This is a genomic window from Plantactinospora sp. CA-290183, assembly GCF_050936375.1.
Lineage (GTDB): Bacteria > Actinomycetota > Actinomycetes > Mycobacteriales > Micromonosporaceae > Plantactinospora.
Map to the genome: position 1 here is coordinate 1 of NZ_JBNJMX010000016.1, position 24,619 is coordinate 24,619.

The 24,619-nt window shown below is 74.3% G+C and carries 24 protein-coding genes and 6 pseudogenes; 15 read left to right on the top strand and 15 right to left on the bottom strand.

What is annotated here, in order from left to right:
* Positions 1 to 144 precede the first annotated feature (144 nt).
* From ACQEUR_RS19670 to ACQEUR_RS19695, 6 genes and pseudogenes are all read right to left on the bottom strand, one after another.
* Positions 145 to 519 (bottom strand): glyoxalase superfamily protein, encoded by a 375-nt coding sequence (locus ACQEUR_RS19670; RefSeq protein ID WP_433033154.1) that lies wholly within the window; start codon positions 517 to 519, stop codon positions 145 to 147.
* 43 nt (positions 520 to 562) lie between these two features.
* Positions 563 to 718, bottom strand: a pseudogene (locus tag ACQEUR_RS19675) (glyoxalase superfamily protein); the annotation flags it as partial.
* A 212-nt stretch (positions 719 to 930) separates the two neighbouring features.
* A complete protein-coding gene (locus ACQEUR_RS19680; RefSeq protein WP_433033157.1) occupies positions 931 to 1,212 on the bottom strand; it encodes a PepSY domain-containing protein in 282 nt (93 codons plus the stop codon).
* A 100-nt stretch (positions 1,213 to 1,312) separates the two neighbouring features.
* Complete coding sequence (locus tag ACQEUR_RS19685) at positions 1,313 to 1,453, bottom strand: hypothetical protein (protein ID WP_433033160.1); 141 nt, start codon at positions 1,451 to 1,453, stop codon at positions 1,313 to 1,315.
* 103 nt (positions 1,454 to 1,556) lie between these two features.
* Positions 1,557 to 2,339, bottom strand: coding sequence for a low temperature requirement protein A (locus tag ACQEUR_RS19690; protein ID WP_433033163.1), 783 nt, complete (start codon positions 2,337 to 2,339; stop codon positions 1,557 to 1,559).
* Between the two features lie 131 nt (positions 2,340 to 2,470).
* The gene (locus tag ACQEUR_RS19695) at positions 2,471 to 2,722 is read right to left on the bottom strand and encodes a low temperature requirement protein A (protein ID WP_433033166.1); all 252 of its coding nucleotides are present in this window, start codon (positions 2,720 to 2,722) and stop codon (positions 2,471 to 2,473) included.
* Positions 2,723 to 2,753: 31 nt separating this feature from the next.
* Here ACQEUR_RS19695 and ACQEUR_RS19700 point away from each other — a divergent pair, with 31 nt between their 5' ends.
* Entirely contained in the window at positions 2,754 to 3,935 is a 1,182-nt protein-coding gene (locus ACQEUR_RS19700) for a low temperature requirement protein A (RefSeq protein ID WP_433033169.1), read from the top strand.
* A 147-nt stretch (positions 3,936 to 4,082) separates the two neighbouring features.
* Here ACQEUR_RS19700 and ACQEUR_RS19705 read toward each other — a convergent pair whose 3' ends face one another.
* Both ACQEUR_RS19705 and ACQEUR_RS19710 read right to left on the bottom strand, forming a co-directional pair.
* Positions 4,083 to 5,387: a sensor histidine kinase gene (locus ACQEUR_RS19705; protein ID WP_433033171.1), complete on the bottom strand. Its 1,305-nt coding sequence runs from the start codon at positions 5,385 to 5,387 to the stop codon at positions 4,083 to 4,085.
* Positions 5,384 to 6,076, bottom strand: coding sequence for a response regulator transcription factor (locus tag ACQEUR_RS19710; protein WP_433033173.1), 693 nt, complete (start codon positions 6,074 to 6,076; stop codon positions 5,384 to 5,386). The genes ACQEUR_RS19705 and ACQEUR_RS19710 overlap by 4 nt, the downstream gene beginning before the upstream one ends.
* Positions 6,077 to 6,455: 379 nt before the next feature.
* Between ACQEUR_RS19710 and ACQEUR_RS19715 the strand changes: the two genes are divergently transcribed.
* From ACQEUR_RS19715 to ACQEUR_RS19730, 4 genes are all read left to right on the top strand, one after another.
* Positions 6,456 to 6,824 carry a hypothetical protein gene (locus ACQEUR_RS19715; RefSeq protein WP_433033176.1) on the top strand — a complete coding sequence of 123 codons (369 nt, stop codon included), beginning with the start codon at positions 6,456 to 6,458 and terminating at the stop codon, positions 6,822 to 6,824.
* Entirely contained in the window at positions 6,821 to 7,984 is a 1,164-nt protein-coding gene (locus tag ACQEUR_RS19720) for a hypothetical protein (RefSeq protein WP_433033179.1), read from the top strand. The genes ACQEUR_RS19715 and ACQEUR_RS19720 overlap by 4 nt, the downstream gene beginning before the upstream one ends.
* 26 nt (positions 7,985 to 8,010) lie before the next feature.
* Complete coding sequence (locus ACQEUR_RS19725) at positions 8,011 to 8,169, top strand: hypothetical protein (RefSeq protein ID WP_433033182.1); 159 nt, start codon at positions 8,011 to 8,013, stop codon at positions 8,167 to 8,169.
* Positions 8,170 to 8,301: 132 nt separating this feature from the next.
* On the top strand, positions 8,302 to 8,829 hold the full coding sequence (locus ACQEUR_RS19730; protein WP_433033185.1) for a septum formation initiator: 528 nt from the start codon (positions 8,302 to 8,304) through the stop codon (positions 8,827 to 8,829).
* 27 nt (positions 8,830 to 8,856) lie between these two features.
* On the opposite strand, the gene ACQEUR_RS19735 is transcribed toward ACQEUR_RS19730, so the two are convergent.
* On the bottom strand, positions 8,857 to 9,819 hold the full coding sequence (locus ACQEUR_RS19735) for a bifunctional helix-turn-helix transcriptional regulator/GNAT family N-acetyltransferase (RefSeq protein ID WP_433033187.1): 963 nt from the start codon (positions 9,817 to 9,819) through the stop codon (positions 8,857 to 8,859).
* A gap of 141 nt (positions 9,820 to 9,960) precedes the next feature.
* Between ACQEUR_RS19735 and ACQEUR_RS19740 the strand changes: the two genes are divergently transcribed.
* The gene (locus ACQEUR_RS19740) at positions 9,961 to 10,131 is read left to right on the top strand and encodes a hypothetical protein (RefSeq protein ID WP_433033190.1); all 171 of its coding nucleotides are present in this window, start codon (positions 9,961 to 9,963) and stop codon (positions 10,129 to 10,131) included.
* Positions 10,132 to 10,195: 64 nt separating this feature from the next.
* Here the strand turns inward: ACQEUR_RS19740 and ACQEUR_RS19745 are convergent, their stop codons facing one another.
* Both ACQEUR_RS19745 and ACQEUR_RS19750 read right to left on the bottom strand, forming a co-directional pair.
* A complete protein-coding gene (locus ACQEUR_RS19745) occupies positions 10,196 to 11,146 on the bottom strand; it encodes a terpene synthase family protein (protein ID WP_433033193.1) in 951 nt (316 codons plus the stop codon).
* 55 nt (positions 11,147 to 11,201) lie between these two features.
* Entirely contained in the window at positions 11,202 to 11,831 is a 630-nt protein-coding gene (locus tag ACQEUR_RS19750; RefSeq protein ID WP_433033196.1) for a TIGR03085 family metal-binding protein, read from the bottom strand.
* A 195-nt stretch (positions 11,832 to 12,026) separates the two neighbouring features.
* Between ACQEUR_RS19750 and ACQEUR_RS19755 the strand changes: the two are divergent.
* The 4 genes and pseudogenes from ACQEUR_RS19755 to ACQEUR_RS19770 form a co-directional block, all read left to right on the top strand.
* Positions 12,027 to 13,118 (top strand): annotated as a pseudogene (locus ACQEUR_RS19755) (ABC transporter transmembrane domain-containing protein); the annotation flags it as partial.
* A gap of 243 nt (positions 13,119 to 13,361) precedes the next feature.
* Positions 13,362 to 14,192 (top strand): annotated as a pseudogene (locus tag ACQEUR_RS19760) (ABC transporter ATP-binding protein); the annotation flags it as partial.
* Positions 14,193 to 14,245: 53 nt separating this feature from the next.
* Entirely contained in the window at positions 14,246 to 15,979 is a 1,734-nt protein-coding gene (locus tag ACQEUR_RS19765) for an ABC transporter ATP-binding protein (RefSeq protein ID WP_433033305.1), read from the top strand.
* A gap of 75 nt (positions 15,980 to 16,054) precedes the next feature.
* Positions 16,055 to 16,843 carry a DUF2470 domain-containing protein gene (locus ACQEUR_RS19770; protein WP_433033199.1) on the top strand — a complete coding sequence of 263 codons (789 nt, stop codon included), beginning with the start codon at positions 16,055 to 16,057 and terminating at the stop codon, positions 16,841 to 16,843.
* 82 nt (positions 16,844 to 16,925) lie between these two features.
* On the opposite strand, the gene ACQEUR_RS19775 is transcribed toward ACQEUR_RS19770, so the two are convergent.
* The 3 genes and pseudogenes from ACQEUR_RS19775 to ACQEUR_RS19785 form a co-directional block, all read right to left on the bottom strand.
* Complete coding sequence (locus tag ACQEUR_RS19775) at positions 16,926 to 17,558, bottom strand: TetR family transcriptional regulator (protein ID WP_433033201.1); 633 nt, start codon at positions 17,556 to 17,558, stop codon at positions 16,926 to 16,928.
* 61 nt (positions 17,559 to 17,619) lie between these two features.
* A complete protein-coding gene (locus tag ACQEUR_RS19780) occupies positions 17,620 to 18,375 on the bottom strand; it encodes an ABC transporter permease (RefSeq protein WP_433033204.1) in 756 nt (251 codons plus the stop codon).
* 86 nt (positions 18,376 to 18,461) lie between these two features.
* Positions 18,462 to 19,169 (bottom strand): annotated as a pseudogene (locus ACQEUR_RS19785) (ABC transporter ATP-binding protein); the annotation flags it as partial.
* Positions 19,170 to 19,458: 289 nt separating this feature from the next.
* Between ACQEUR_RS19785 and ACQEUR_RS19790 the strand changes: the two are divergent.
* The 5 genes and pseudogenes from ACQEUR_RS19790 to ACQEUR_RS19810 all read left to right on the top strand — a co-directional run bounded on the left by ACQEUR_RS19790 (position 19,459) and on the right by ACQEUR_RS19810 (position 24,158).
* Positions 19,459 to 20,460 (top strand): aldo/keto reductase, encoded by a 1,002-nt coding sequence (locus ACQEUR_RS19790; RefSeq protein WP_433033207.1) that lies wholly within the window; start codon positions 19,459 to 19,461, stop codon positions 20,458 to 20,460.
* A 69-nt stretch (positions 20,461 to 20,529) separates the two neighbouring features.
* Positions 20,530 to 21,216, top strand: a pseudogene (locus ACQEUR_RS19795) (nucleotidyltransferase domain-containing protein); the annotation flags it as partial.
* Between the two features lie 180 nt (positions 21,217 to 21,396).
* Positions 21,397 to 21,846 carry a phosphoribosyl-AMP cyclohydrolase gene (gene hisI / locus ACQEUR_RS19800; RefSeq protein WP_433033308.1) on the top strand — a complete coding sequence of 150 codons (450 nt, stop codon included), beginning with the start codon at positions 21,397 to 21,399 and terminating at the stop codon, positions 21,844 to 21,846.
* Between the two features lie 36 nt (positions 21,847 to 21,882).
* Positions 21,883 to 23,529 carry an anthranilate synthase component I gene (locus tag ACQEUR_RS19805; protein WP_433033209.1) on the top strand — a complete coding sequence of 549 codons (1,647 nt, stop codon included), beginning with the start codon at positions 21,883 to 21,885 and terminating at the stop codon, positions 23,527 to 23,529.
* Complete coding sequence (locus tag ACQEUR_RS19810; RefSeq protein WP_433033212.1) at positions 23,526 to 24,158, top strand: Trp biosynthesis-associated membrane protein; 633 nt, start codon at positions 23,526 to 23,528, stop codon at positions 24,156 to 24,158. Before ACQEUR_RS19805 ends, ACQEUR_RS19810 begins: the two co-directional genes overlap by 4 nt.
* A 92-nt stretch (positions 24,159 to 24,250) precedes the next feature.
* Here ACQEUR_RS19810 and ACQEUR_RS19815 read toward each other — a convergent pair.
* Positions 24,251 to 24,493 (bottom strand): annotated as a pseudogene (locus ACQEUR_RS19815) (hypothetical protein); the annotation flags it as partial.
* Positions 24,494 to 24,619 lie beyond the last annotated feature (126 nt).

The following is a 24,619-nucleotide window of genomic DNA, read 5'->3' on the forward strand; positions in this document are numbered from 1 at the left end:
TGCCTGCTGGAGGTCGACGCGGGCGACGGTCTCGACGAGGACGCCCAGCAGGCGAGCGGTGCTCGCGTTCTGCGACGGCTGCTGCTCGGCGGCGGTGGCGAACGGAGGGCACTGGGGTTCAGTGCCTGGGACGGCCGGCGCCGCTCACGGCATGGCCGCCGAAAGCGAGGACGCTGGCGGCGCGCGGGCGAACCGCAGCACGTTGCCGTACGGGTCGATGACCTCCAGGGTCGGGCCGCCCGGCGCGTTCGCGTCCACCCCCGGGCGCAGCGCCGCCTCCGGCTGAGCGAGCAGTTCGGCGCGGAGCGCGTACACGTCGTCGACCGGAAACCACACCACGCCGTGCGGACTGCCGTCGCCGTGGTGCTCGGACAGGTGCAGCAGCGCGGTCGAGCGCGACACCTGTACGTACAGCGGCAGCCCCGGCTCGAACCGGTGTGCCCAGTCCACCGTGAAGCCCAGGTAGTCGACGTAGAACCGCAGCGCCACCTCGGCTGAGAGCACGCGCAGGACCGGCACCCCGGGGCTGATCACCGGTGTCCGGGACCGCCCGGCGGCGCCACGACGCCGCCAGGACGTTCCAGTCCCTGGCCCCGTGCTGGTGTGCGACCAGTTCCAGGGCGAGGCTGTGCGGGATCTCGATCCCCGCCTCGGCGAGATCGCGCCGGAGCAGTCTGGCGAGACCCTTGGCCCGCCAGCAGGCATTCGTGGCGGTCATGCTCGGCCTTCCGCGCGGCTACACCGGCCGGTGCTCGCGTTGTCGGCGGACGCCGCGCTCGAAAGCCGGGCTCGACTCGACCTGTCCGGCGCATTCACCGAACCCCTCAGGGGCGCGAGCGGCTGGCTGCACCGAGCCGCCACCACCGTAGCCGAACCGGAACCCGGGCACCATCCGGCGCCGGCCCCCTCAGCGCTGGGACCGGCAGCGGGTCAGTCGTCGTCCTGGTCGTCCGCGTCGTCGTCCTGGTCGTCGTCCTGGTCGTCGTCCTGGTCGTCGTCCCGGTCGTCCGCGTCGTCGTCCGCGTCGTCGTCCTGCTCGGTCCGGACGACCGCGCCGGTGGTCGCGTCCACGTCCACCTCGAACTCCCGGCCGTCCCTGGTCAGCTCCACGCTCCACACCGCCCGGCCGTGCTCCTGCTCCCGCTCCACCTCGTCGAGCTGGCCCCCGCCGGCACTGCCCATCGCGATCTCGACGGCCCGCTCGGAGCTCACCTCACCGGCGGCCGGAGCGGTTCCGGTCGGGCCGGGCGTACCGGTCGGGCCGCCCGGCGTACCCGTCGGCTACCAGTCCGTCGTCAAGTCGACACCGCCGTCACCGGTCCCGCCAGGGCGTGGTCGCCGAAGGCGTCCGCCGTGGTCTCCACTCGGGCGCGCCCGCGCCGATCGCGGTGCCCACGATGGCGGCGGCGGCCAGCGTGCCGCCCACGGTCACGATCAGCGTCTTGCGCCGCATCACAGTTCCTCGCCAGCCGGACCCGCTGCCCGGTGTCGAGCGTTGTTGTTCGCTCCGGCGCCGGATAGCGGCGCGCCGGGTGAACGCCAGGTCTTGCAAAGAGTCACCGCGGCGCGGCACCGCGCAGGCCGGGCGCGGACCTTCGATGGCCTGCCGCCGCCACGGCGGCCAGGAATCGCCACACCAGCGAGGGCAAGAGCATGATCGGTGCCAACCGGGTCGTCGCCGGCACCAGGCCGGCCAGCGCCAGCAGTCCGACCGTCAACTGGACCCGGCTGACCTGCGCGAAGACGGTGTAGCTGAGCACCAGCCGGCCGATCAGGAACAGCGCCGGGCCACCGATGATCGCCCCGGCCCAGGCGGGCGGGGTGTCGCCGTAGGGGCGTTCGATCACGAGTTGCCCACCGACCGCCGCGTCCATGATGCCGGCCACGATCACCAGGTGGACGAACGCGGAGCGGCTCAGTTGGCTTGATCCAGCCGAGGCAGCGATGGTGGTGGTCATCAGCTCCCCGGCGCGGTGGATGTAGATCCGCCAGATCAGCACCGTGGTGATGAAGACCACCGTGAGTGCCTGGGCGTCCCGCACCGTGTACCGGCTCTGGCTGAACGCGTCGACGGTCACGAAGAGCGACGCGCCGAGCGCGATGATCACGAACTGCCGGTAGCGCTCGGCGATCCGCTCACCCACCCCTGGCCGGGTGGCCGGTGCCGGGACTTCACGCAAGCGGCTGGCCGGAGCAGGCATGCCAGGCGTACTCCACCACACCGCCCAGAGCGCGGGCTGGCCGTTGCAGTCGCCGAATCCACGCACGAGCAGACGACCCCAGAACAGGATCCGGCGGACTTGGGCCCAGTCGGTCGGCGCAGAGGCCGGTCCTGACATTGCGGACGACGTACGACGAAGAGCAGCAAGCCGCTGTACGCGTGCCGGCCACTGGTGTCGCCAGTGGCAGGCTGCCGGCCATGATCGCGATGATCTGGGTGACCACCACCGGGTGGCTCAGGTCCACCGAGTCACCGGCCCAGGCGGTGAACGCCCGACCAGGGTGAACGCCAGGAGCAGCAGAGCAGGCCAGGCCGACCGCCGGCCCAGCTCAGATCGTCGACCAGCCGCTCCGAGAGGGCGATCAGCGCGAAGACGTACGCCAGGTCGAAGAAGAGTTCCAGGAAGGTTGGGCGGGTCGCCTGGTCCAGACCGTCCGCCCAGCTCCCGTCGTCGGATGTTCGAGCCTGGTCCGGCCACTGGCGCCACCGTTGGCTGAACACGGCGATGTCGAAGAGCAGGAGAGCAACCAGCGTGAAGCCGTCAGAGAGTGCCGGGGGCGACGACCGAGGTGCCGCCCCGATCGGCGGCGCGAGCTCATACCCCATCGCCCTGGAACTCTTCTTCGACCTGGTCTACATCTTCATGCTCTCCCGGCTGTCCCAGGGACTGGCCGACGATCTCAGCGTCCGCAACGCGGCGCAGGTGGCCGTGCTGCTGCTCGCCGCGTGGTGGGTCTGGGTGCTGACCGCGTGGCTCACCGACCTGTTCAACCCCCGGCTGCCGGTGATCCAGGCGCTGGTCCTGGTGATCATGTTCGGCACCCTGGTCATGGCGGTGGTAGTGCCGGGGGCCTTCGAGGAGCACGGGGCCGCCTTCGTGGCCGCGTACTTCGGCATCCACATCGCCCGGGACGCCGTCCTCATCCCGGGCACCCGGGTGCACCGGCCCATCCAGGCCAGAAGCATCCGGGTCTTCTTCTGGTTCCTGGTCACCGCCGGGCTGTGGATCGGCGGGGCGTTCACGCACGGAACGGCCCGCCTGGTGCTCTGGGGGATCGCGGTGACCGTCGACCTCGGCTCCGCCCGGATCGGCTGGCCCACGCCACGGCTGGGCCGCACCGAGCTGGCGAGTCAGATCTTCGCCGGGATGCACCTGTCCGAGCGCCACCGGCAGATCCTCATCATCGCGCTCGGCGAGCTGATCCTGACCGCCGGCCTCGGGCTCGCCCGCAGCGACTTCGAGGCGGGCCGGGTGGCCGTCTGCGCGGTGGCGTTCGTCAACGCGGTGCTGCTCTACCAGCTCTACTTCCACCGGATCCGGCAATTTCAGGGACCACAGGACGTCGCGGCGGTGGAACGGGTCCAGCCGGGCACCGCCACCTCGTACCGGCACCTGGTGATGGTGGCCGGCGCCGTGGTGATCTCGGCCGGCACCTCGCTGGCCCTCACCCGCCCGTTCGGGACGGCGCCGGTGGCCTGGATCGTCGTCCTGCTGGGCGGTCCCGCGCTGTTCCTGCTCGGCACCGCCCTCTTCGACTACGTGATGACCGGGCGGATCCTCTGGTCCCGGCTGGTCGCCATCCTGGCGCTGGTCGCGGCCGGCCCGGCGATGCCGCTGCTCCCGCCGCTCGGGATCATGGTCGTGGCGAACCTCGTCCTGCTCCTCACCCTGCTCGCCGGGGTGACCGCCGCCCGGCGCCGGCCTCCCGCCTGACCCGGCACGACCGGGGACGGGTCCGGCCGCACGGCTCGGCGCACTGCACGGCTGGGCGCACTGCACGGCTGGGCGCGCGGTCAGGCTGGGCGCGCGCGGCTCCGACGGCGCGGCGCGGGCCGGAGGCGTCAGGCCGGGCCGGAGGCGTCAGGCCGGGGCGAGGACCGGGGGGCCGAGCGCGACCGCCACCCGGGCCCCGCCGCCGGCATCGGCGGAGAGTTCCAGCCGACCGCCGCTGGCCCGGGCCGCGCGGCGGGCGATGTCCAGGCCGAGGCCGGTCGAACCGGCGGCGCTCGCGCCCCGCTGGACGAGCGCGGCCGGGTCGACCAGGGCGGCCGGCAACCCGGGTCCGGCGTCCACGACGGTGAGCAGGGCCCCGCCGCCGGCCCGCCGGGTCAGGGTGACGGTGAATCCGACCCCGTCCGGGGTGTGCGCGAAGACGTTGCCGAGCAGCGCGTCCAGCACCGCGGCCAGCTCGTCGGCGGGCAGCCGTACCGGCAGGGGGCCGTCGGCGAGGTCCAGGGTGACCCCCCGGCCGGTGTCCTCGGCCAGCACGGACCAGAAGGCGACCCGCTCCCGGACCACCGCGGTGGCGTCGCAGGACTGCTCGCCACCGCTGTCGCCCCGCCGCCGGGCCTGCCGGATCAGCCCGGTGACCGCCCGCTCCACGGCGTCGACCCGGGCGGTCAGCCGAGCCGCCTCATGCGGGTCCGCCAGCGACTCGGACTCCAGCCGCAGCGAGGTCAGCGGTGTACGCAGCCGGTGGGAGAGGTCCGCGACCTGCTCCCGTTCCTCCCGGAGCAGCTCCTGGATCCGCCCGGCCAGGTGGTTGAGCCCGCTGGCCACCTGGCGCAGCTCCGCCGGCCCGGACGGGCGGGCCCGGGCGGTCAGTTCCGCGCGGGCCAACCGGTGCGAGACCTCGGCGAGCTCGGTGATCGGCGTGACCAGCGCGCGGGCCAGCCGGTCGGCGACGGCGAGACCGAGCAGCAGCAGCGCCACCCCGAGCCCGGCGAGGACCAGCCAGGACCGGTAGACGCCCCGGGTCAGCTCGGCGTCCGGCACGAAGGTCCGGATCACCGCCGTACCGTCCGGCCGGCCCTGCACGGCGACCAGGATCTCCCGGCCGTCGGGGCGGGCCACGGTCAGGCTCTCGCCCCGGGCGGCCAGCCGCACCCCGTCGGTGCGCGGTGCCGGCGTGCCGAGCACCGAGCCGTCCGGCAGGAAGACGGTGACCGGCCGGCGGGCGGCGGCGCCCACCTGCTCGGCGGCGAGTCGCAGGCTGCCGGGGTCGGCGGTGCCGACCAGCGGGACCAGGCCCTGGACGTCGGCGCCGGCGGCCACCACCGCCCGGTCGGCGGCCACGCCGCGCAGCAGCACCGCGAGCGGCACCAGGAAGGCCAACAGCACCAGGCACATCGTGGCCGCGACCAGCAGGGTGAGCCGCCGCCTCACGCGTCCGTCCCGGGCGCCTCGAGCCGCACCCCGACCCCGCGCACCGTGTGCAGGTAGCGGGGGCGCTGCGCGGTCTCACCGAGCTTGCGGCGCAACCACGACAGGTGTACGTCCACCGTCTTGTCCGCCCCGCCGTAGGGGAGCTGCCACACCTCGGTCAGCAGTTCCCGCTTCGTCACCACCAGACCGGCCCGGCCGGCGAGGTGGTGCAGCAGGTCGAACTCGCGCGGGGTCAGTTCGAGCGGGGTGCCGGCCAGGGTCGCCTGGCGGGACCCCGGATCGACCCGCAGCTCGCCGACGGCCAGCGGGGCGGGGCCGTTCGCCGGGGCGGCGCCGCGGCGCAGTACGGCCCGGATCCGGGCGTCGAGCTGGGCGGCGGTGAACGGCTTCACCACGTAGTCGTCGGCGCCGGCGTCCAGGCCCCGGATGATGTCGGCCTCGTCGTCCCGGGCGGTGGCGATGATCACCGGGGTGGCGTTGACCGCGCGCAGCATCCGGAGCATCTCCAGACCGTCCAGATCGGGCAGCCCGAGGTCGAGGATGACCAGGTCGGGCCGGTCGTCCAGGACACCCTGCAACCCGGTCATCGCGCTGCGCACCGCGGCCACCGCGTGCCCCCGCTCGCGCAGCGCGTGGCGCAGCGGGTCACTGATCGCGGGATCGTCCTCGATGAGCAGTAGGCGGGCCACCATGGCACGGTAACCCGGCGGGACGGCCGATGTCCGTCGTCGCGGCACGCCCGTGGCCGTCCCCGACCCCCGTTCGGCGATCGGCCGGCCGGCCCGGCCGCACCCATAGGCGGCGGGCCGGGCCGCCCATTCGGATCCGGCCGCCCGGCCGGGAATCCGCTCGACTGTGGAATTCGACGGCTGCGGGTGGCCGGGATAAGCATTGGCCGGCGATGATCGGAGCCTTTCCCGCGCCATTGGCACCGGTTGTCGTAATCGTGACACGGGCGGCCACCGAAAGGCGTCTTGCGGTATTGCCCGGCTACTGGTGGGCTCTCATTCAACCGCAGCCATCTGGCATCACCCACCAGTAATCCAGCACGGGATTCCGGAGGAGACCATGGCTACCTTTCATCAACAGGGACAGTATGTCCACGGACCTCAGTACAACGCCGATCTGATAGACCTGCGCGGTGCCGCCCTCAGCACGCTCGCCGGCGGCGACACCGCCGAGCTGTCGGCGCGGCTGACCGGTCTCGTCGACGGGCTGCGACACGCCGCGGCGTCCGGCCTGCTCGACCCGGCGGCGGAGCCGGCCGTGACCGCGGAGGTCCGCGCCGCGGTGGCCAGTCTCGACCGGCAGGACCGGGCCGCTGCGGCCCAGCACCTCGGCAGGGCGGTCGCGGCGCTCCAGGTGGCCGCCCCGGTGGTGGCCCTCGGCGCGGCGCTGGTCACCGCGTGGAACGCGTTCTCGGTAGCGGCGTCATGACCGACCACGACCAGCGGTACCAGCGCATCTTCGGCACCCAGATCAACGCCGACACGGTTCACGTGCGGTCGTCCGCCTCGGCGGACGAACTGCTCGGCTACGGCATGCGGGCCATCGCCGAGCGGCTCTACCCGAAGGCGGTGGAACTCTTCACCGAGGCGATCGCCAAGGGCGCCACCGGGGCGGATCCGCACTACTACCTCGCCCTGGCACTGCTCGGCGGGCGCAAGCCGAGCCGGTTGGGCACGCAGGCACAGGAGATCGTGCCGCGGGTCGAGGAGCAACTGCGACGGGCCATCGAGCACGATCCGAACGCCGCACACGCCTACGCCCTCTGGGCCGCCGTCAAGCGCGATCACTACGCGGACCGGTTGGACCCGGGGCCGCCGCTGGCCGGCCTGGAGGCCCGGGCCCGCACCGTCGACCCGGTGCACGCCGCCGAGATCGCACCACTGGTGAGCACCCAGGAGAACCCGCTCTGGCAGGCCGCGCTGACCATGGCCCGGGCCGGCGTCGAGGCGCGGCGGCCCAACGTGCACAAGTACTTCGTCCGCACCCCGAACCCTCCCGACCTGACCGGTGCCCAGGCCCTGATGGTCACCGGGGGCATCGGCGTCCTGCTGGCGTTCGTGCTCACCCTGGTGGGCATCGCGGACACCGACTCCGCCGGGCTGCTCTGCCTCTCGGTGCCGATGGGGATCGGTGCGGTCTATCTGCTGGGCAAGGGCGGCATCCGGCGCGCCGCGCTGGGGTCCGCGTACGCCCGGGCGCTGTCGGCCGCCGAGCCGAAGCCCACGGACGAGCAGATGGACCTCTGGTTGCACTTCGACAAGTTCGGACTGCTGGACCGGGCACTCGGAAACTCGGACCGTTCGCTGGACGATCTCATCTGCGAGCCGCAGATGGCAGATCGGGCACGAGCTCTTCGTCGGCCGACCAGGCGGTCGGCGCGGTCCATGCGATACGGCGGTTCTCGCGATACAAGGTCGCCGGCTCTGCCATGCTCGGGCACAACAGGATATCGGTGTTCTCCTGTGAATGGGATTTCGTCCGTTGCGTCGTTTCCAACACCGACTCGTTCGACTTCCGCTACTCCGACATCACCGGCCTCCGTACCCGGCAGTTGCACGATGCCGCCCACGGCGGAGAACTCTTCCTGATCACCGAGGACGGCAAGGAGGTGCCGGTGCGGTTCGCCAGGATGTTCGAGATGATCATCGCGGGTACGGACCGGATCACGGTGACCATCGACGTGCAGCGGGACGGACGGGGTGCCGAGCTGCAGCCCACCGGTGCCACCGCCACCGAGCGGCTGATCCGCCGGCAACTCGACTCGGTCCACTGAGCCCCCGCCCGCCCCGGTACGCCCCGCCGGCCGTACCGGGGCGGGCCCCTGCCGGACGCGTCCGACCGCCGTTAACCCCGCCTTAGGGTCTGCCGGGGCCGTCCTTAACGACCGGTGCGGCATAGTCGGGGGATGCGTCGACGTACCGGCCTGGCGGTGACCGGGTGGCTGCTGGCGGCGGGGGCCGCCACGGTCACCGGGCTGGCCGCCGTACAGGTGATCGGGGCCGGGCTCACCGGTCCGGCGGGCGAGGTGCGCAGCCCCGACGAGGTGTCGCGGGCGCTGGCGGCCAGTCCCGGGCCGGCCGCCCCGTCCGGTGCGGCGCCGCCCGGACCAGCCGGCTCCGGCTCCCCGGGCACGTCCGGCCTCGGCTCGCCCGGCCCGTCCGACCCCGGCTCACCGGCTCCGGGCGGCGCCTCCGCCAGCGGTACCCGCCGGCTGCTCTCCACCCCGGGCGGGACCGTGGTCGCCGAGTGCACCGGCCAGCGGGTCTGGCTCGCCTCCTGGACTCCCGCCCAGGGCTTCCGGGTCCAGGACGTCGACCGGGGCCCGGACGACGACGCGGAGCTGACGTTCCGGGGCTCCGGTCGCCACATCGAGGTGGAGGTGGAGTGCCCGGCCGGCGAACCGGTGCCGTCCTGGACCGAGGGCGACGACTGACCGGTCGGCCGTGGATCGGGTGGGTGGTCACAGACTGCGCGACCAGGTCTGCTCCACCAGATCCTGGCCGAAGCTGTGGTGCGGAGCCTGGTCGCGCAGTTCGAAGCCGGCCTTCTCGTAGATCCGCCGGGCGTCGGCGAGCACGTCGTTGGTCCAGAGCATGATCTCCCGGTAGCCGGCGCGGCGGGCGAAGCGGAGGCACTCGTCGACGAGCCGGGTGCCGATGCCCATTCCCCGGGCGCCCGGTTCCACGAGCAGCAGGCGCAGTTGGGCCACCTCGTCGTCCCGTCGTACGCAGAGGACGCAGCCGACCCGGTCCCCGTCGACCTCGGCGATCCAGGCACCCTCGCGGCGCGGGTCGGCGCCGTCGAGGTGGTCGGCGACGATCCTGGCCACCAGCGCCTCGAACGACAGGTCCCAGCCGTACTCCTCGGCGTAGCGGACGCCGTGCCGCTGCACGATCCAGCCCGGGTCGCCGGCCTGGAGGGGGCGCAGCAGGTAGCCCCGGGGTGCGGCGCTCGTGCGGTCCAGCAGCTCCCGGATCACCCGCATGGCGGCGACCAGCCGGTGCCGGTCCTCGCCGGACAGCTCCGCCAGGAGGGTTTCGATCTCGGCCTGGGACCGGCCGTCGAGCGTCTGGTACGCGGCGCGCCCGGCCTCGGTCAGCTCGACCACCTGACGCCGGGCGTCGGTCGGGGACTGGCTGCGGGCAATCAGCCCCTCGGCGGCGAACCGGGCCAGGATGCGGCTCAGGTAGCCGGGGTCCAGGGCCAGCTCGCGACGGAGGTGCGGTACCTCGGTGGCGGGTCGCCGGGCCAGCTCGAAGATCACCCGGGCGTCGGTCAGCGAGTACGGCGACCGCACCAGCCCTTCGTCGAGGGCGCCGATCAGCCGGGTGTAGAAGCGGTTGAAGTCCCGTACGGCGGCGGTCTGGGTGCCCAGGAGCCCGGTCGGGGAGTCCGCCGTCCTGGTGCCGCGAGGATCCGACATAGCTGACCACCTCAAATAATCAGTTGACGAAGTCAAGATTTCATCTCCGCCCGGTCTCGTCAAGGTGGCTGCGGGTCCGGCGGGGGTTCCGGCGGGCACGGTGCGGTGTTATCTTTGCCTAAGTCAACTAAATCATTGAGATTGGCAACGATTATGGCGCTGTTGCTCTTCCTGCTCTTCGCCGTCGGGCTCGGACTGGCCTCCACGCTCGGTCTCACGGTCGACAGTCGGGACGGCGCGGACTGGGCACCCAGTCACGGCGGCCTCCGCATGCCCCGCGACCATCGCCGGCACTGGTCCGTGCCCCGCTGACCCCCCGCTGCCGCGCCGACCGCGTTCCGGCCCGGCTCCGGCCACCCGGTGGGCGGGTGTGGGCTCAGCCGTACCGGCGCGCACCCAGGGACCAGTCGTAGCTGCCCCGGATCCAACTGCGCCGGGCGGCCACGAACCGGAGGAGATCCGGATCCGCCCCGGCCAGCAGTTCGGACTCCAGCCGCAGGTAGGCGTCCAGTCCACTGTTGAACCGCCGCGCGGCCTCGGCCAGCCCGGACCGCTCGTCCCCGCCGGACGCGCCGGTCAGCACCACGACCAGGTTGTGTCCGTCCCCGCCGAGCCGGCGCTCCTTGGCGTAGGAGAAGACGTCGTTGCACCAGCACACCAGGTCGGTGGCGAGGTCGTCCAGGCCGGCCACCACCGGGTCGGCGCGGCGGGCCGGATCCGGACCACCGCCGTACGCCAGGTCGGTCAGGGTGAAACTGGGTCGTACGCCCCCGGTGTGCCGGCGCATCTGCAGGTACTCGGCGACGCCCGGCACCCGGTGCCGCTCCCGGTTGGCCGCCTCCCAGAGCAGGGCGAGCAGGTAGTCGCGCAGGTGGTTGGTGAAGTCGAGCAGCGGCCGGGGGCCGCCGTGCGCGCGTACCCGCCGACAGAGGTCGTGCAGTGCGGCGCCGGCCGGGCCGGCGGCGGTGACCGCCGCGGACGCCGGCCCGCCGCGCAGGTCGAGCACGTCCAGCAGCCGGCCGACGACCGGGGCGAGCCGCCCCGGGGCCCGGCCCAGCTCGTCGTCGTCGCAGCTGTCGTCGAAGGCGAACAGCCAGGTGAAGAGGTCGGTCAGCAGGCGGAGCGGTTCCGGCCGGGCGTCCGGGCAGGCCCGCCCGGCCAGGCCGGCGGCGTCCGCCCGGTCCAACCGCCGCGCGGCGTCCGCCCCCGACACCAGGCCGAGCCCGACGGCCCACCGGACGGACTGCCGGCCGACCTCGCCGGCGTGTCCGTTGTGCCGGGCCGGGAAGGGCGGCCCGGCCAGCGCCGCCGCGGCGAAGGTACGCATCCGACCCCCTGTCGGTGATACCGCTCGGACGGCCCGGTTCCGCTCCGGGTGGCGCTCAGACCCCGAGCCGACGGGTGCGGAGCCGGTCGGCGAGTTCGGTGGGACCGGCCAGTTGCACCCGGGCCACCCGCTGCCGGCCGAACAGGAACATGGTCAGCTCGGCGGGCGAACCGACCAGCCGGAGCTGTTCCCCGCCGGCCCCGGTCGAGGTCTCGCCGTGCCCCGGGGCCTGGATGAGCAGGTCGGCCGGGAACCGGCGCAGCGACATCCGGGCCAGCGCGGGGATCCGCCGCCAGAGCGCGCCGTGGTGCCCCTCGGCCAGCTCCCGTGGCTGCCAGCCGGGCTGCGCCCGGCGTACGTCCTCGTGGTGGACGAAGAACTCGGTCAGGCTGGCCAGTTCGTCCAGCGCCGGCAGGCTCAGCGGGCTCCACCGCGGTCGGTGCCGGACCAGCTCCACCAGGGCCGGGTAGGGGCGCGCGGCCAGCCCCGTCCGGACCCGTTCCGAGTGGGCACGCAGCGGCCGGAGCAGGATCCCGGCGGCGGCGTCCGGCCGGCGCTCCCGGATCACCAGGTGTGCCGCGAGGTCGCGGGTGGTCCACTCCTCGATGACGGTCGACGCGTCCGGTCCGAGGGACAGGAGGAGATCGGCCAGGGATTGACGCTCGACATCCGCGTACCGGGGCATGCCCTTGATCGTAGGGGTGATCCGGCCATCCGCACCGGTCCGGACGCCCCCGACCCGATCGGGCTTCGCCGGTTCGGGGTGCGGGGGGCCTGTGACAGCAGACACAATCGGTGCGGAGCCGCTCTCGGCGTCGTCAACGGCGGGCGTGATCAGTAAGGATGAGCAGGAGGAAGACGGCTTACGGCGGGGGACAGCGTGGCGGGTGTGACGAGCCGGGACGTGCTCGGCAGGGGGATCCGGGTCCTCGGCTACGCGGTCCGGGAAGAGCCGCGGATCTTCGCCGTCGCGGTCAGCGGCAGCATCGTCTACAGCCTGCTCATCATCACCGGCGCGTACGTCGTGGGTGCGATCGTCGGCGAGGTGGTGGTGCCGGCGCTGGAGCGCGGCCGGGCCGACACCGCGGCCGTGCTGGTGAGCGCCGCCGCGCTGATCGCGGTCAGCCTGGGTCGGGTGGCGGGCATGTTCGGCCGCCGGCTCGGCGCCGGCTACATGCAGTACCGCCTCCAGGCCAGCTACCGCCGCCGGGTCACCCGGCGCTACCTGGAACTGCCGGTGTCCTGGCACCACCGGCACGCCACCGGCACGCTGCTCTCCAACGCCAACTCGGACGTGGAGGCGGCGTGGTTCCCGATCGCGCCGCTGCCGTTCGCCGTGGGCACCCTGGTGATGCTGGTCGCCGCGATGGGGTCGCTGTTCCTCACCGACTGGGTGCTCGCGCTGGTCGGGGTGGCGATCTTCCCCGCGCTCTTCGCCCTCAACGTCGTCTACTCGCGGCGGATGGCGCCCCGGCAGGCCCGGGCGCAGCAGATGCGCGGCGAGGTGAGCGCGATCGCGCACGAGAGCTTCGACGGCGCCCTGGTGGTCAAGACGATGGGCCAGGAGGCGCGCGAGACGGCCCGGTTCGCCGCCCGGGCCGGTGAGCTGCGCGACGCGTTGATCTCGGTCGGCCGGCTCCGCGGGGTCTTCGACCCGATGCTGGAGACCCTGCCCAGCCTCGGGACGCTCGCCGTGCTGCTGGTCGGCGCGGTACGGCTGGGCCAGGGCGCGGTCACCATCACCGAGCTGATCAGCGTCGCCTTCCTCTTCACCGTGCTCGCCTTCCCGGTGCGGGCGGTCGGCTGGGTCCTCGCCGAACTGCCGCGCAGCGTCGCGGGCTGGGACCGGCTGCAGTCCGTGCTCACCGCCACCGGACAGATGCCGTACGGGGACACCACGCTGGACCCGGGGGAGCGCCGGCCCGCCACGCTGGTTTTCGACCGGGTCACCTTCGGCTACGCGCCGCCGGAGCAGGAACCCGCCGCCGGGCCGGCCGGGCCGGACGCCGCCGCCGAGCTGACCGGGGCCGGGGCGGAACCCGGCGGGGTGGACGGCGCCGCCGCCGAGCAGGCCGGACCGGCCCGCGCCGCCGCCGACGGCACGCAGGTCCGCGCCGCCGACGACACGCGCGAGGGCGACCCGGCCCGGCGTGCCGCCGAGGTGCGCGCCGGCGGGCCGGCCGGCGAGGCGATGGACCAGCCCGGGGCGAGCGCGTCGCCGGCGGCGGGGGCGCCGGTACTGCAGGAGGTCTCGTTCACGGTGTCCGCCGGACGTACCGTCGCACTGGTCGGGCCCACCGGCGCCGGCAAGTCCACGATCGTCTCCCTGGCGGTGCGGCTCGTCGACCCCGACGCCGGGACGGTACGCCTGGACGGGGTCGACGTCCGGTCGCTGACCGCCGAGTCGCTGACCGCCACCGCCGCCCTGGTCTCCCAGGTGCCGTTCGTCTTCGACGACACCGTCCGGGCCAACATCACGCTGGGTCGGGACGGCATCACCGACGATGACGTCTGGGCGGTGCTGCGGCTGGCCGAGGCGGACGGCTTCGTCGCCGCGCTGCCGGAGGCGCTGGACACCATGGTCGGCGAACGCGGCACGTCCCTCTCCGGCGGCCAGCGGCAGCGGCTGACCCTGGCCCGCGCCCTCGCCGGCCGGCCCCGGCTGCTCGTGCTGGACGACGCCACCAGTGCCGTCGACCCGAGGGTCGAGTCGGCGATCCTGGCCGCGCTGCGCGGCGACCGGCAGCCGGCGGACCGGGCCGGTACGGCCGGCCCCGACCCGCACACCACCGCCCCGGCCGCGTCGATCCTGGTGGTCGCGTACCGGCGGGCGACGATCGCGCTCGCCGACGAGGTGGTCTACGTCGAGCAGGGCCGGGTGGTCGGCCGGGGCACGCACGAGACGCTGCTGCGGAGCACCCCCGGGTACGCCGGCCTGGTCAGCGCGTACGAGCGGGCCGAGGCGGAACGGGAGCGGGAGCGGGCGTACCAGGAGCCCGGTGCCGGTGGCCCGGTCGGGCGGCAGGGCGAAGAGGTGGACGCGTGAGTACGACCACGGACGCGACGGCACCCGAGCAGGCCGAGGGCACCTGGCAGACGATGCGCCGGGGCCTGGCGCTCTCCCCGGAGCTGCGGACCGGGCTGGCCGGCACCCTCGGGCTGGCCCTGGTCTCGATGCTGGGCCGGGCCGCCGTACCGGTCGCCATCCAGCAGGGTATCGACCGGGGACTGCGCGCCCCGGGCGGCCCGGACGTCGGCGTCGTCGGCCTGGTCGTGGCGGCGACCGCCGCCGTCCTGGTGGTGACCACCGCGTGCGGCTACCTGATGATGCGCCGGCTCTTCACGGTGAGCGAGACCGCGCTGGCCGGCGTACGGATCCGGGCCTTCCGGCACGTGCACGACCTGTCGATGCTGCACCAGCAGTCGGAGCGGCGCGGCTCGCTGGTCTCCCGGGTCACCAGCGACGTCGACCAGATCACCCAGTTCCTCCAGTGGGGCGGGGTGATCCTCCTGGTCAACCTGGGGCAGGTGGTGGTGACCACCGTCGTGATGGCGGTCTACTCCTGGCAGCTGACCCTGGTGGTCTACGCCGCGTTCGTACCGGCGGTCGTGGTGATCCGGATCTTCCAGAGGCGGCTGGCCGCCGCGTACGGGCTGGTCCGGCAGCGGATGGGCGCGATGCTGGCGGCGATCTCGGAGAGCGTCGTCGGCGCGCCGGTGATCCGGGCGTACGGGGTGGCCGGGCGTACCTCGGCCAGGCTGGACGAGACGATCGACGCCCAGCGCCGGGCCCAGCAGCGGGCCATCCGGACCAGCGTGGTCAGCTTCTCGACCGGCGAGATCGCCGCCGGGCTGGCGCTGGCCGGTGTGGTGCTGCTCGGGGTCCGGCTGGGTGTCTCCGGCACCATCGGCATCGGCGAGCTGACCGCCTTCCTCTTCCTGGTCACCATGTTCATCCAGCCGGTGCAGATCGCCACCGAGGTGCTGAACGAGGCGCAGAACGCGATCGCCGGCTGGCGCCGGGTGCTCGACGTGCTGGACGTGGCGCCGGACGTGGCGGACCCGGGGGAGCGCGGCGTCGCGCTGCCGGTCGGGCCGATCGACGTGCGCTTCGCCGAGGTGGGATTCCGCTATCCCGGGGGGCCGCCGGTGCTCTCCGACATCAACGTGGAGATCGCGGCCAAGACCCGGGTCGCGGTGGTGGGCGAGACCGGCAGCGGCAAGACGACCTTCGCCAAGCTGCTCACCCGGCTGATGGACCCGACCAGCGGGGCGGTGCTGCTCTCCGGCGTACCGCTGGACCGGGTGCGGTTCGACTCGCTGCGCTCCCGGGTGGTGATGGTGCCGCAGGACGGCTTCCTCTTCGACGCGACCGTGGCGTCCAACGTCCGGTTCGGCCGGCCGGAGCTGACCGACGAGGAGCTGGCCCGGGCCTTCGTCGAGCTCGGGCTCGGCGACTGGGTCGACCAGCTGCCGGCCGGGCTGGCCACCCAGGTCGGGGAGCGGGGCGAGGCGTTGAGCGTGGGGGAGCGGCAGTTGGTCGCGCTCGCCCGGGCGTACGTCGCCGACCCGGACCTGCTGGTGCTGGACGAGGCGACCAGCGCGGTCGACCCGGCCACCGAGGTACGGCTGCAACGCACCCTCGACGCGGTCACCCGGGGCCGGACGACGGTGGCGATCGCGCACCGGCTCTCCACCGCCCAGTCGGCGGACGAGGTGATCGTGGTGGACCGGGGACGGATCGTCCAACGTGGACCGCACGAGGAACTGGTCCGGGACCCGTCGTCGGTCTACGGCCTGCTCTACAGCTCCTGGCTGGAGCAGACCCGGTAGTCGGTGACCACCGCCGGTAGACAAGTTAGCATCACCTTACTAAGGTGATCCTAACTACGCCGGAGGACGGTTTCCATGCAGCCCAGCCCCGCCGAGGTGGCCCGTACCCTGGCCACCGGCCGGCTCCCCGGCGCCGCCCATGTCGCCTACCGACCCGGCCCGCACGAGGTCCGGCACGCCACCGACCCGGTGGGCCGGGTGCTGCTGCTCGTTCCGGTGGTCAGCGACCTCGCGGCGGCGTTGCGGCCGGCGCCGGGGATGCCCGGCACGGCCCTGGTCCTCGACGTGCCCGACCTGCCACCGGCCGCCGGGGCGCCCGCGCTGGGCCGGGTCTGGGCCTCAGGCTGGGCCGAGGCGCTGGCCGGAGCCGAGGCCCGCCGGGCCGCCCTGGACTTCGCGGAGGTCAACCCGACGGGTGACCTGCTCGACGTCGGCCGGCTGTTCCGGCTGTACCGGTTCGAGCCGGCGGAGATCCGGCTGGAGCGGGGCGGCGAGATGCTCGACATCGAGCCGGCCGAGTACGCGGCGGCCGAGCCGGATCCCCTGCACCCGGTGGAGCGGGAACTCCTGGCGGACCTCGCCGACCACCACCAGCCGGAGGTGGCCCGCTTCGTGCTGCGCCAGCTCGGCCGGTCCGCGGAACCGTCGACCCTGGACGGATCCGCGCCGCGCATCGTCCGACTCGACCGGTACGGACTGGTGGTGGACCTGGGTCGGCCCGACGCCCGCTGCCGGGCCCGGCTCGCCTTCCCGCGTCCGGTACGCGACCAGGCCGACCTGGCGACGCTGCTGCATCCGGTGCTCTGCCGCCGCCGCGACCCGGCCGACCGCCTCGACCCCGTCGAGCGCCTCGACCCGGCCTGAGCCGTCCGCCCACTCCGCCGGTGCCGACCCGGCCGGCGGGCTTCCGCCGGCTGTTCCGGCCCGGCCGGGCGGCTTCCGCCGGCTATCCCGACCCGGCCGGTGACTCGGCGGTGGCGGTCAGGCCGGACAGGTCGCCGGTCAGGTAGCGCTGCACGGTCGGCCCGACGGCGGCCACCACGACGTCCGGCGGCGCGGAGGCGAGCGGCTCGATCCGGATGATGTACCGGACCATCACCATGCCCGCCATCTGGGAGGCGACCAGCGACGCGCGCAGCTGCGCCTCCGCCGGGTCGAGGCCCAGGGCGGTGACCGCGCGGCGCAGCACCTGGGTGACCAGGAACTCCCGCAGCAGCCGGGCGCCCCACTCGTTGTTCACCGCCGAGCGCATCACCGCCACCCCGGCGGTGCCGGCCGGGGAGTCCCAGATCCGCAGGAAGGTCCGGACCAGTCGCTCGCCGACGCCGTCGATGTCGCCGGCCAGGATCTGCGGCAGCACCTCCTGCGGGTCGAACGGGATGTCGATGGTGGCCCGGAACAGCTGGTCCTTGGTGCCGAAGTAGTGGTGCACCAGCGCGGGGTCGACCCCGGCGCTGGTCGCGATCGCCCGGATCGAGGCACCGTCGAAGCCCCGCTCGGCGAACGTCTCGCGGGCCGCGCCGAGGATCACCTCCCGGGTGTCCGGGTTGCCCGGCCGCCGTCCGCTCCTCCGTGCCATCGCCGTCCTCGTGCTCGTTTGCGTCTGCGCAGGCGGTGGCCGACGCCGCCCGGCCGCCGGCTCAGCCGGTGCGCCGCCGCAGCGTGGCCGCGGCGAGCACCAGGGCGACGACCGTCGCCCCGGCCGTCACCGCGAGGCCGCGCCACACCGTCGCGGTCGGTTCGGCGTGCGCGCCGACCTGTTGCAGCGCCTCGACGGCGTACGACAGGGGCAGCACGTCGCTGATCGCCTGGAGCCAGCCGGCCATCTGGTCGCGGGGGACGAACAGACCACAGAGCAGGATCTGCGGAATCACCACGACCGGCATGAACTGTACGGCCTGGAACTCGGTGCGGGCGAAGGCACTGCAGAACAGCCCGAGCGCGACCCCCAGCACGGCGTTCAGCACCGCGATCAGGATGACCAGCCCGGTCGGGCCGGCGGTCTCCAGACCGAACAGCCGGTACGCGACGCCGGCCGCGACGGTCGCCTGGAGTGCGGCGGCGGCGCCGAACGCGATGCCGTAGCCGAAGAGCAGGTCGAGCTTGCCCAGCGGGGTGCTGAGCAGCCGCTCCAGGGTGCCGGAGGTGCGTTCCCGGAGCATGGCGATGCTGGTCACCAGGAACATGATCACGAACGGGAAGACGCCCAGCATGACCAGGGCGATCCGGTCGAAGGTGCCGGGGGCGCCCGGCGGGGTGGGCTGGTCGGCGAACATGTAGTTGAGCAGGGTGAGCAGCAGGGCCGGCACCACGAGCAGCATCGCGATCGTCCGCCGGTCGTGCCGCAGCTGGCGCAGGATGCGGCCGGTGGTCGCGGCCAGGATCGTCGGGTTCATCGGGTCGCCGTTCCTTCCGGCGCCCGCCCGGCACGGCCGGTCGGGACGGCTCCGCCGGCCCGGCCGGGCGCGCCGCCCCGGGCGGCCTCGCTCGCCCGGATCAGCCGCAGGAAGGCCTCGTCCAGGTCGTCCGTGCCGGCCGCGGCCCGGACCGCCGCCGGGGTGTCGTCGGCGATCAGCCGGCCCTCGCGGATCAGCAGCAGCCGGTCACAGCGGGCGGCCTCGTCCATCACGTGGCTGGAGACCAGCAGCGTGGCGCCCTCGGCGGCCATGGCGTGGAACCGCCGCCACAGCTCGGCCCGGAGCACCGGGTCCTGACCGACCGTCGGCTCGTCCAGCACCACCAGCTCGGGACGGCCGACCAGCACGCAGGCCAGCGAGGCCCGGCTGTGTTGACCACCGGAGAGCGTGCCGACGAGCTGGTCCGTCGCGTCGGCCAGGCCGACCTCGGCCACGGCCCGGTCCGCGTCCGGGGCGGGCCGGCCGTACAGCCGGGCGAAGTAGCGGACGTTCTCCCGGACGGTCAGGTCGGGGTAGACGCTGGGTGCCTGGGTCAGGTAGCCGACCCGGCGGCGCAGCCGGCGCGAGCCGGCGGGCTGGCCCAGCACCGTGACGGTGCCGCCGGCCACCACCTGGACCCCGACGATCGCGCGCAGCAGCGTCGTCTTCCCGCTGCCGCTGGGGCCGAGCACGCCGGTGACGCTGCCCCGGGCGACGGTGCAGCTGATCCCGGGCAGGACGCGCCGCCCACCCCGGTTGACCACGAGGTCCCGGACCTCGACCGCGCTCTCCATGGCGCCTCCTCCGGAAACAATTCATCGTGTGTTGAAATTCAACGCTAGCCGACATCCTCCCCGGGGGCAACCGCCGGGGCGACGGGCCCGGGCCGGGGTTGACGTCGAGCCCACCCGAAGTGCGAGGCTGCCCGGGTGGGCGCCGGGCGCCCGGCGGGCGTTGTTCGAAGCGCGCCGCAACCGGGTACTGGCCCCGGATGGCCGAGCTGGAGGAGGACCTCAGGGTGTTCCACCACCAGGCCGAGGCGTACGGCCGCGCGGAAGGTGAGCTGGGCATGGAGCGGGAGCGATGAGGACGACCCGGATGGGCGCGATCGGACCGGAGGTCTCGGTTATCGGCCTGGGCTGCATGGGCATGAGCATGGCGTACGGGGCCGCCGACGACGCCGAGTCGACCCGGACCCTGCACCGGGCGCTGGACCTCGGCGTGAACCACCTGGACACCGCCGACATCTACGGGCGGGGACAGAACGAGGAACTGCTCGGCCCGGTGGTGCGCAAGCGTCGCGACGAGGTGTTCCTGGCCACCAAGTTCGGCAACCGGTTCACCGGTGAGGCCGTCTCCACCGCCTCCCCGGGCGCGTACGTGGACAGCAGCGGGGACTGGGCCCGGGAGGCCTGCGACGCGTCGCTGGCCCGGCTCGGCATCGACACCATCGACCTCTACTACCTGCACCGGCGCAACCCCGACACCCCGATCGAGGAGACCATGGGGGCGCTGTCCGACCTGGTCGTCGACGGGAAGGTCCGGTTCATCGGGCTGTCCGAGGTGAGCCCGGCGACGCTGCGGGCGGCACACGCCGTCCACCCGGTCGCGGCGGTGCAGATGGAGTACTCCCTGTTCAGCCGCTCGGTCGAGCGGGAGATGCTGGCGACCTGCCGCGATCTGGACGTCGCGCTGGTGGCGTACTCCCCGGTCGGCCGGGGGCTGCTGACCGGCACGATCACCGGCCGGGACCAGCTCGGGTCGGACGACTTCCGGGCCGGGGCGCCCCGGTTCGCCGAGGAGAACCTGGACCGCAACCTCGGCCTGGTCGAGCGGGTCCGGGAGGTCGCCGCCGAGATCGGCTGTACGCCGGCCCAGGCCGCGCTGGCCTGGCTGCTCGCCCAGGGCGAGGACGTGCTGCCGATCCCGGGCACCAAGCGGGTGCACTACCTGGAGGAGAACGTGGCGGCGGCCGACCTGGTGCTCAGCCCGGAACAGGTCTACCGGCTCTCCGAGGCGGTCCCGCCGGACGAGGTGGCCGGCGAACGGTACCCCGAGCGATCAATGCGATTTATCGGTAACTAGCCGACGAAACACCCAGGGGGCATTCGATCGGGCGTTGCTTCATGATCCGAGCTGGGGCACGATGACGCCGTGGGTCACGGTCCGTTACTACAACGCGGTTTTCTGGAGGACTGGACGGACCGGCTGCGCCGGATCTCCGGCCCGCCCGTCGTCGGTGTGCTGCTGCGCGGCAGCCACGCCCGGGGCGCCGCCACACCGTACAGCGACGTGGACATCGATGTCCTGGTCAGCGGGGGGCCGTACGTCGCCTATCGGGTCTACCTGGCCGAGACGGGCGAGCGGCTGACGCACGTCTCGGTCGCCGTCCGGGACGTCCGATCCTGGCTCGCCCGGTTCGACGAGCCCGCCGACTGGTCCTTCGGACTCCCGGTCGTCGCGCCCGCACGATTACTCTGGGCAAGCGACGAGTGGCGGTCCTCCCTCGACCTGACGGAGGTGCGGCACCGGCCGGCCGACCCGGATCTGGACAACCTCGTCGCCGCGCTGGGCAAGGTCACCGGGGCGTGGGTGGCCGGCGACGAGGTCGGGGCCCGGTTCGCCGCGGCCGAGCTGGCCCGGCGCTGCCCGTCGGTGCTCCGGCTGGCGAACCGGACGGTCACCGTGGCCAGCCGGCGGGGCGCGCTGAGCGCCGCGCTGGAGCTGCCGGTCGCGCCGGACGGCTACCGCGAGGACATGCTGACCTGCCTCGGGCTGCGCCCCGACACCCTGCCCCGGCTGACCGACGCCGCCCGCCGCCTGGTGGCCGGCGCCGTCGCGCTGGCCCGCCCGTACGCCGAGGAACTGCGACCGGTGGTCGGCGCGGATCTCGTCGCCGCCCTCGGCGACGGCCGGCTGGACCGTTACGTGGCCCAACTGGGCCCCCCCGGCACCTCCACGGCGGGTCCCGGACGGGACGGGTGGACGGCACCGGCACCCCGTGCGAAAGAATCGGTTGCTATGCCCGTACCCGAGCCTTCCGCCGCGCCGCCCGCGAACCCGGCCGGGCCGACGCACGGCGGCCCCGCGCGGCCCTCCGCCCTCGACCCGGCGATCGCGGCGCGGCTGCGCCGCAACCCCGACGGACTCGTCACCGCGGTGGTCCGCGCGCACGACACCGGCGACGTGCTGATGGTCGCCTGGATGGACGACGAGGCGCTGCACCGCACCCTCAGCACCGGCCGGGCCACCTACTGGTCGCGCAGCCGCCGGGAATACTGGGTCAAGGGCGAGACCTCCGGTCACCACCAGTACGTCCGCGCGGTGGCCCTGGACTGCGACGGCGACGCCCTGCTGGTCACCGTCGAGCAGGTCGGTGCCGCCTGCCACACCGGCAACCCGACCTGCTTCTTCGACGAGCTGCCGGTCACCGGGACCGGGAACGCCCCCGCCCGCCCGGACGGGGCGTAGTGGCCCGGTGAGCGCGAGAACGGAGAGTGGGAACCGATGACCAGCGGCGCGGTGAGCCCCGACGAGGCCACCTTCCAGCGGCTCGCCCGGACCCGACGGGTGGTGCCGGTCACCCGGCGGCTGCTCGCCGACGGCGAGACCCCGGTCGGGGTCTACCGCAAACTGGCCGGCGGGCCGGGCACCTTCCTGCTGGAATCGGCCGAGCAGGGCGCCGGGGCCGCCGGCATCGCCTGGTCGCGCTACTCCTTCATCGGGGTACGCAGCAGCGCCACGCTGGTCGAGCGGGACGGCCGGGCGCACTGGCTGGGCACCCCGCCGACCGGTGTGCCGACCGACGGTGACCCGATGGCGGTGCTCCGGGCGACCGTGGCGGCGCTGACCCACCCCGCCGACGCCCCCGCCGACGCCACTGCCCCCGCCGATGCCACTGCCCCCGCCGATGCCGGCGCCGGGGCCGGGGCCGGCCCGCTGCCGCCGCTGACCGGCGGGATGGTCGGCTACCTCGGCTACGACGTCGTCCGGCGCATCGAGCGGCTGCCGTCGCTGACCGAGGACGACCTGGGCCTGCCCGAGCTGGGCATGATGCTCGCCACCGACCTGGTCGTGCTGGACCACTTCGACGGCTCGGCGATCCTGGTGGCGAACGCCGTGCTACCCCCACCGTCCCACCCGCTGCCGGACGACGACGCGACCGGTCCGGCGGGCGACCGGGCGGCCCGGGTCGCCGCCGCCTACCACCAGGCGGTCGGCCGGCTGGACGCGATGACCACCGCGCTGTCCCGGCCGATCCCGCCGATGATCTCCACGATCGAGCGCGCGTCACCGGGCCAGGTGCTCAGCCGCACCCCGGAGGGGGAGTACCCGAAGGCGGTCGAGGTGGCCAAGGAGGCGATCCGGGCCGGCGAGTGCTTCCAGATCGTGCTGGCCCAGCGCTTCGAGCGGGAGACCCGGGCCGACCCGCTGGACGTCTACCGGGTGCTGCGGGCCACCAACCCCAGCCCGTACATGTACCTGCTCCGCTTCGACGACTTCGACATCGTCGGCTCGTCCCCGGAGGCGCACCTCAAGGTCACCGCCGCCGCTGACGGGCAGCGGCGGGCGCTGTTGCACCCGATCGCCGGTACCCGGCCCCGGGGCGCCAGCCCGGCCGACGACGGCCGGCTCGCCACCGAACTGCTCGCCGACCCCAAGGAGCGGGCCGAGCACGTGATGCTGGTCGACCTCGGCCGCAACGACCTCGGCCGGGTGTGCCGGCCCGGCACCGTGCAGGTGCCGGAGTTCGCCACCATCGAGCGGTACAGCCACGTGATGCACATCGTCTCGACCGTGGTGGGGACGCTGCGCGAGGACCGGACCGCATTCGACGCGCTCGCCGCCACCTTCCCGGCCGGCACCCTCTCCGGCGCGCCGAAGGTCCGCGCGATGGAGATCATCGAGGAGCTGGAGCCCACCCGGCGCGGCCTCTACGGCGGCACCGTCGGCTACTTCGGCTTCGGCGGGGACCTGGACATGGCGATCGCCATCCGTACCGCCCTGATCCGGCGGGGGCGGGCCTACGTGCAGGCCGGCGCGGGGATCGTCGCCGACTCCGACCCGGCCGCCGAGGACCGGGAGACGCGCAGCAAGGCGGCCGCCGTACTCGCCGCCATCGCGGCGGCCGAGACACTGCGGCCGGCCCGATGAGCGGCGCCGACCCGGCCACCGGCGCCGCGGCGCCACCCGGGGCGGACCCGACGGTGCCACCGGACGGGCCGGGCCGGGCCGGCCGGCGGGCGCTGACGTACGCCGTCCTGCTCTGCCTGGCCGGCGCCGGGCTGGCGGTCTTCGCCGCGACCCGGACCTGGGCGGTGGACCTGGCGGCGCGGCCGGCGCCGCTGCCACCCACCCGTACCGTCCGGACCGGTGCCGACCTGCTGCCCTGGCTGCCGGCGCTGGCCCTGGTCGGGCTGGCCGGGGCGGGCGCGGTGCTCGGCACCCGGGGACTCGGGCGGCGGCTGGTCGGCGGGCTGCTGCTGCTCGTCGGGACCGGTGTGGCGGCCGGCGGGGCGTACGGCGCGTTCGGGGCCGACCTGGCCGGGGCGCACCGGGGATGGCCACTGCTCTGCCTGCTCGGCGGGCTGCTGGCCGGGGCGGCCGGGCTGCTCACCGCGGTCCGGGGCGCGGCCTGGCCGGCGATGGGCGCGCGTTACGAACGGGCGCCGCGCGGCGCGGCGCCGCCGGCGCCACCCGCCGACGGTGGCCGGGTCGAGGGGACGCGGACCAGGGCGGCCTGGGACGCGCTGGACCGGGGCGAGGACCCGACGGTCAACTGACCGGGCGCCCGGCCGGCACCGCCACCGGGGACCGCCCGGCCGCCTGCCGCGGGCCCGCCGTCCGGGCCAGGCCCGCAGCGGGTTGCGGGACCGGGGCCGGCCGCCCGGTCGCCGGCGGCGGCGAGCGCGGCCACCAGGGCCCGGATCTCGTCGCGGCGCAGGGCCCGGTCCCGGTCGGCGCAGATCGCCTCCCAGGCGTTGCCCCGGGAGGTCCGGACCCGGGCGTCGCCCACCATCGCCCGCTCCACGCTGTGCACCACGCCGACCGCTACGGAGAGCACCGCCCGGGGAATGCTGGTCAGGTCGATGGTCGAGTCCGGTGTCGCAGTGCCCATGTCATCCCTGCCCGAAGATCGATCCGACCGGCCGGCGGCGCTCCGCGACCAGTGTGCCCGACGTTGATGGTGCCGAGGCGGTGTTTCCGGCCGGTCACCCCCGGGTCAACTGTTCCGGACCGGCCG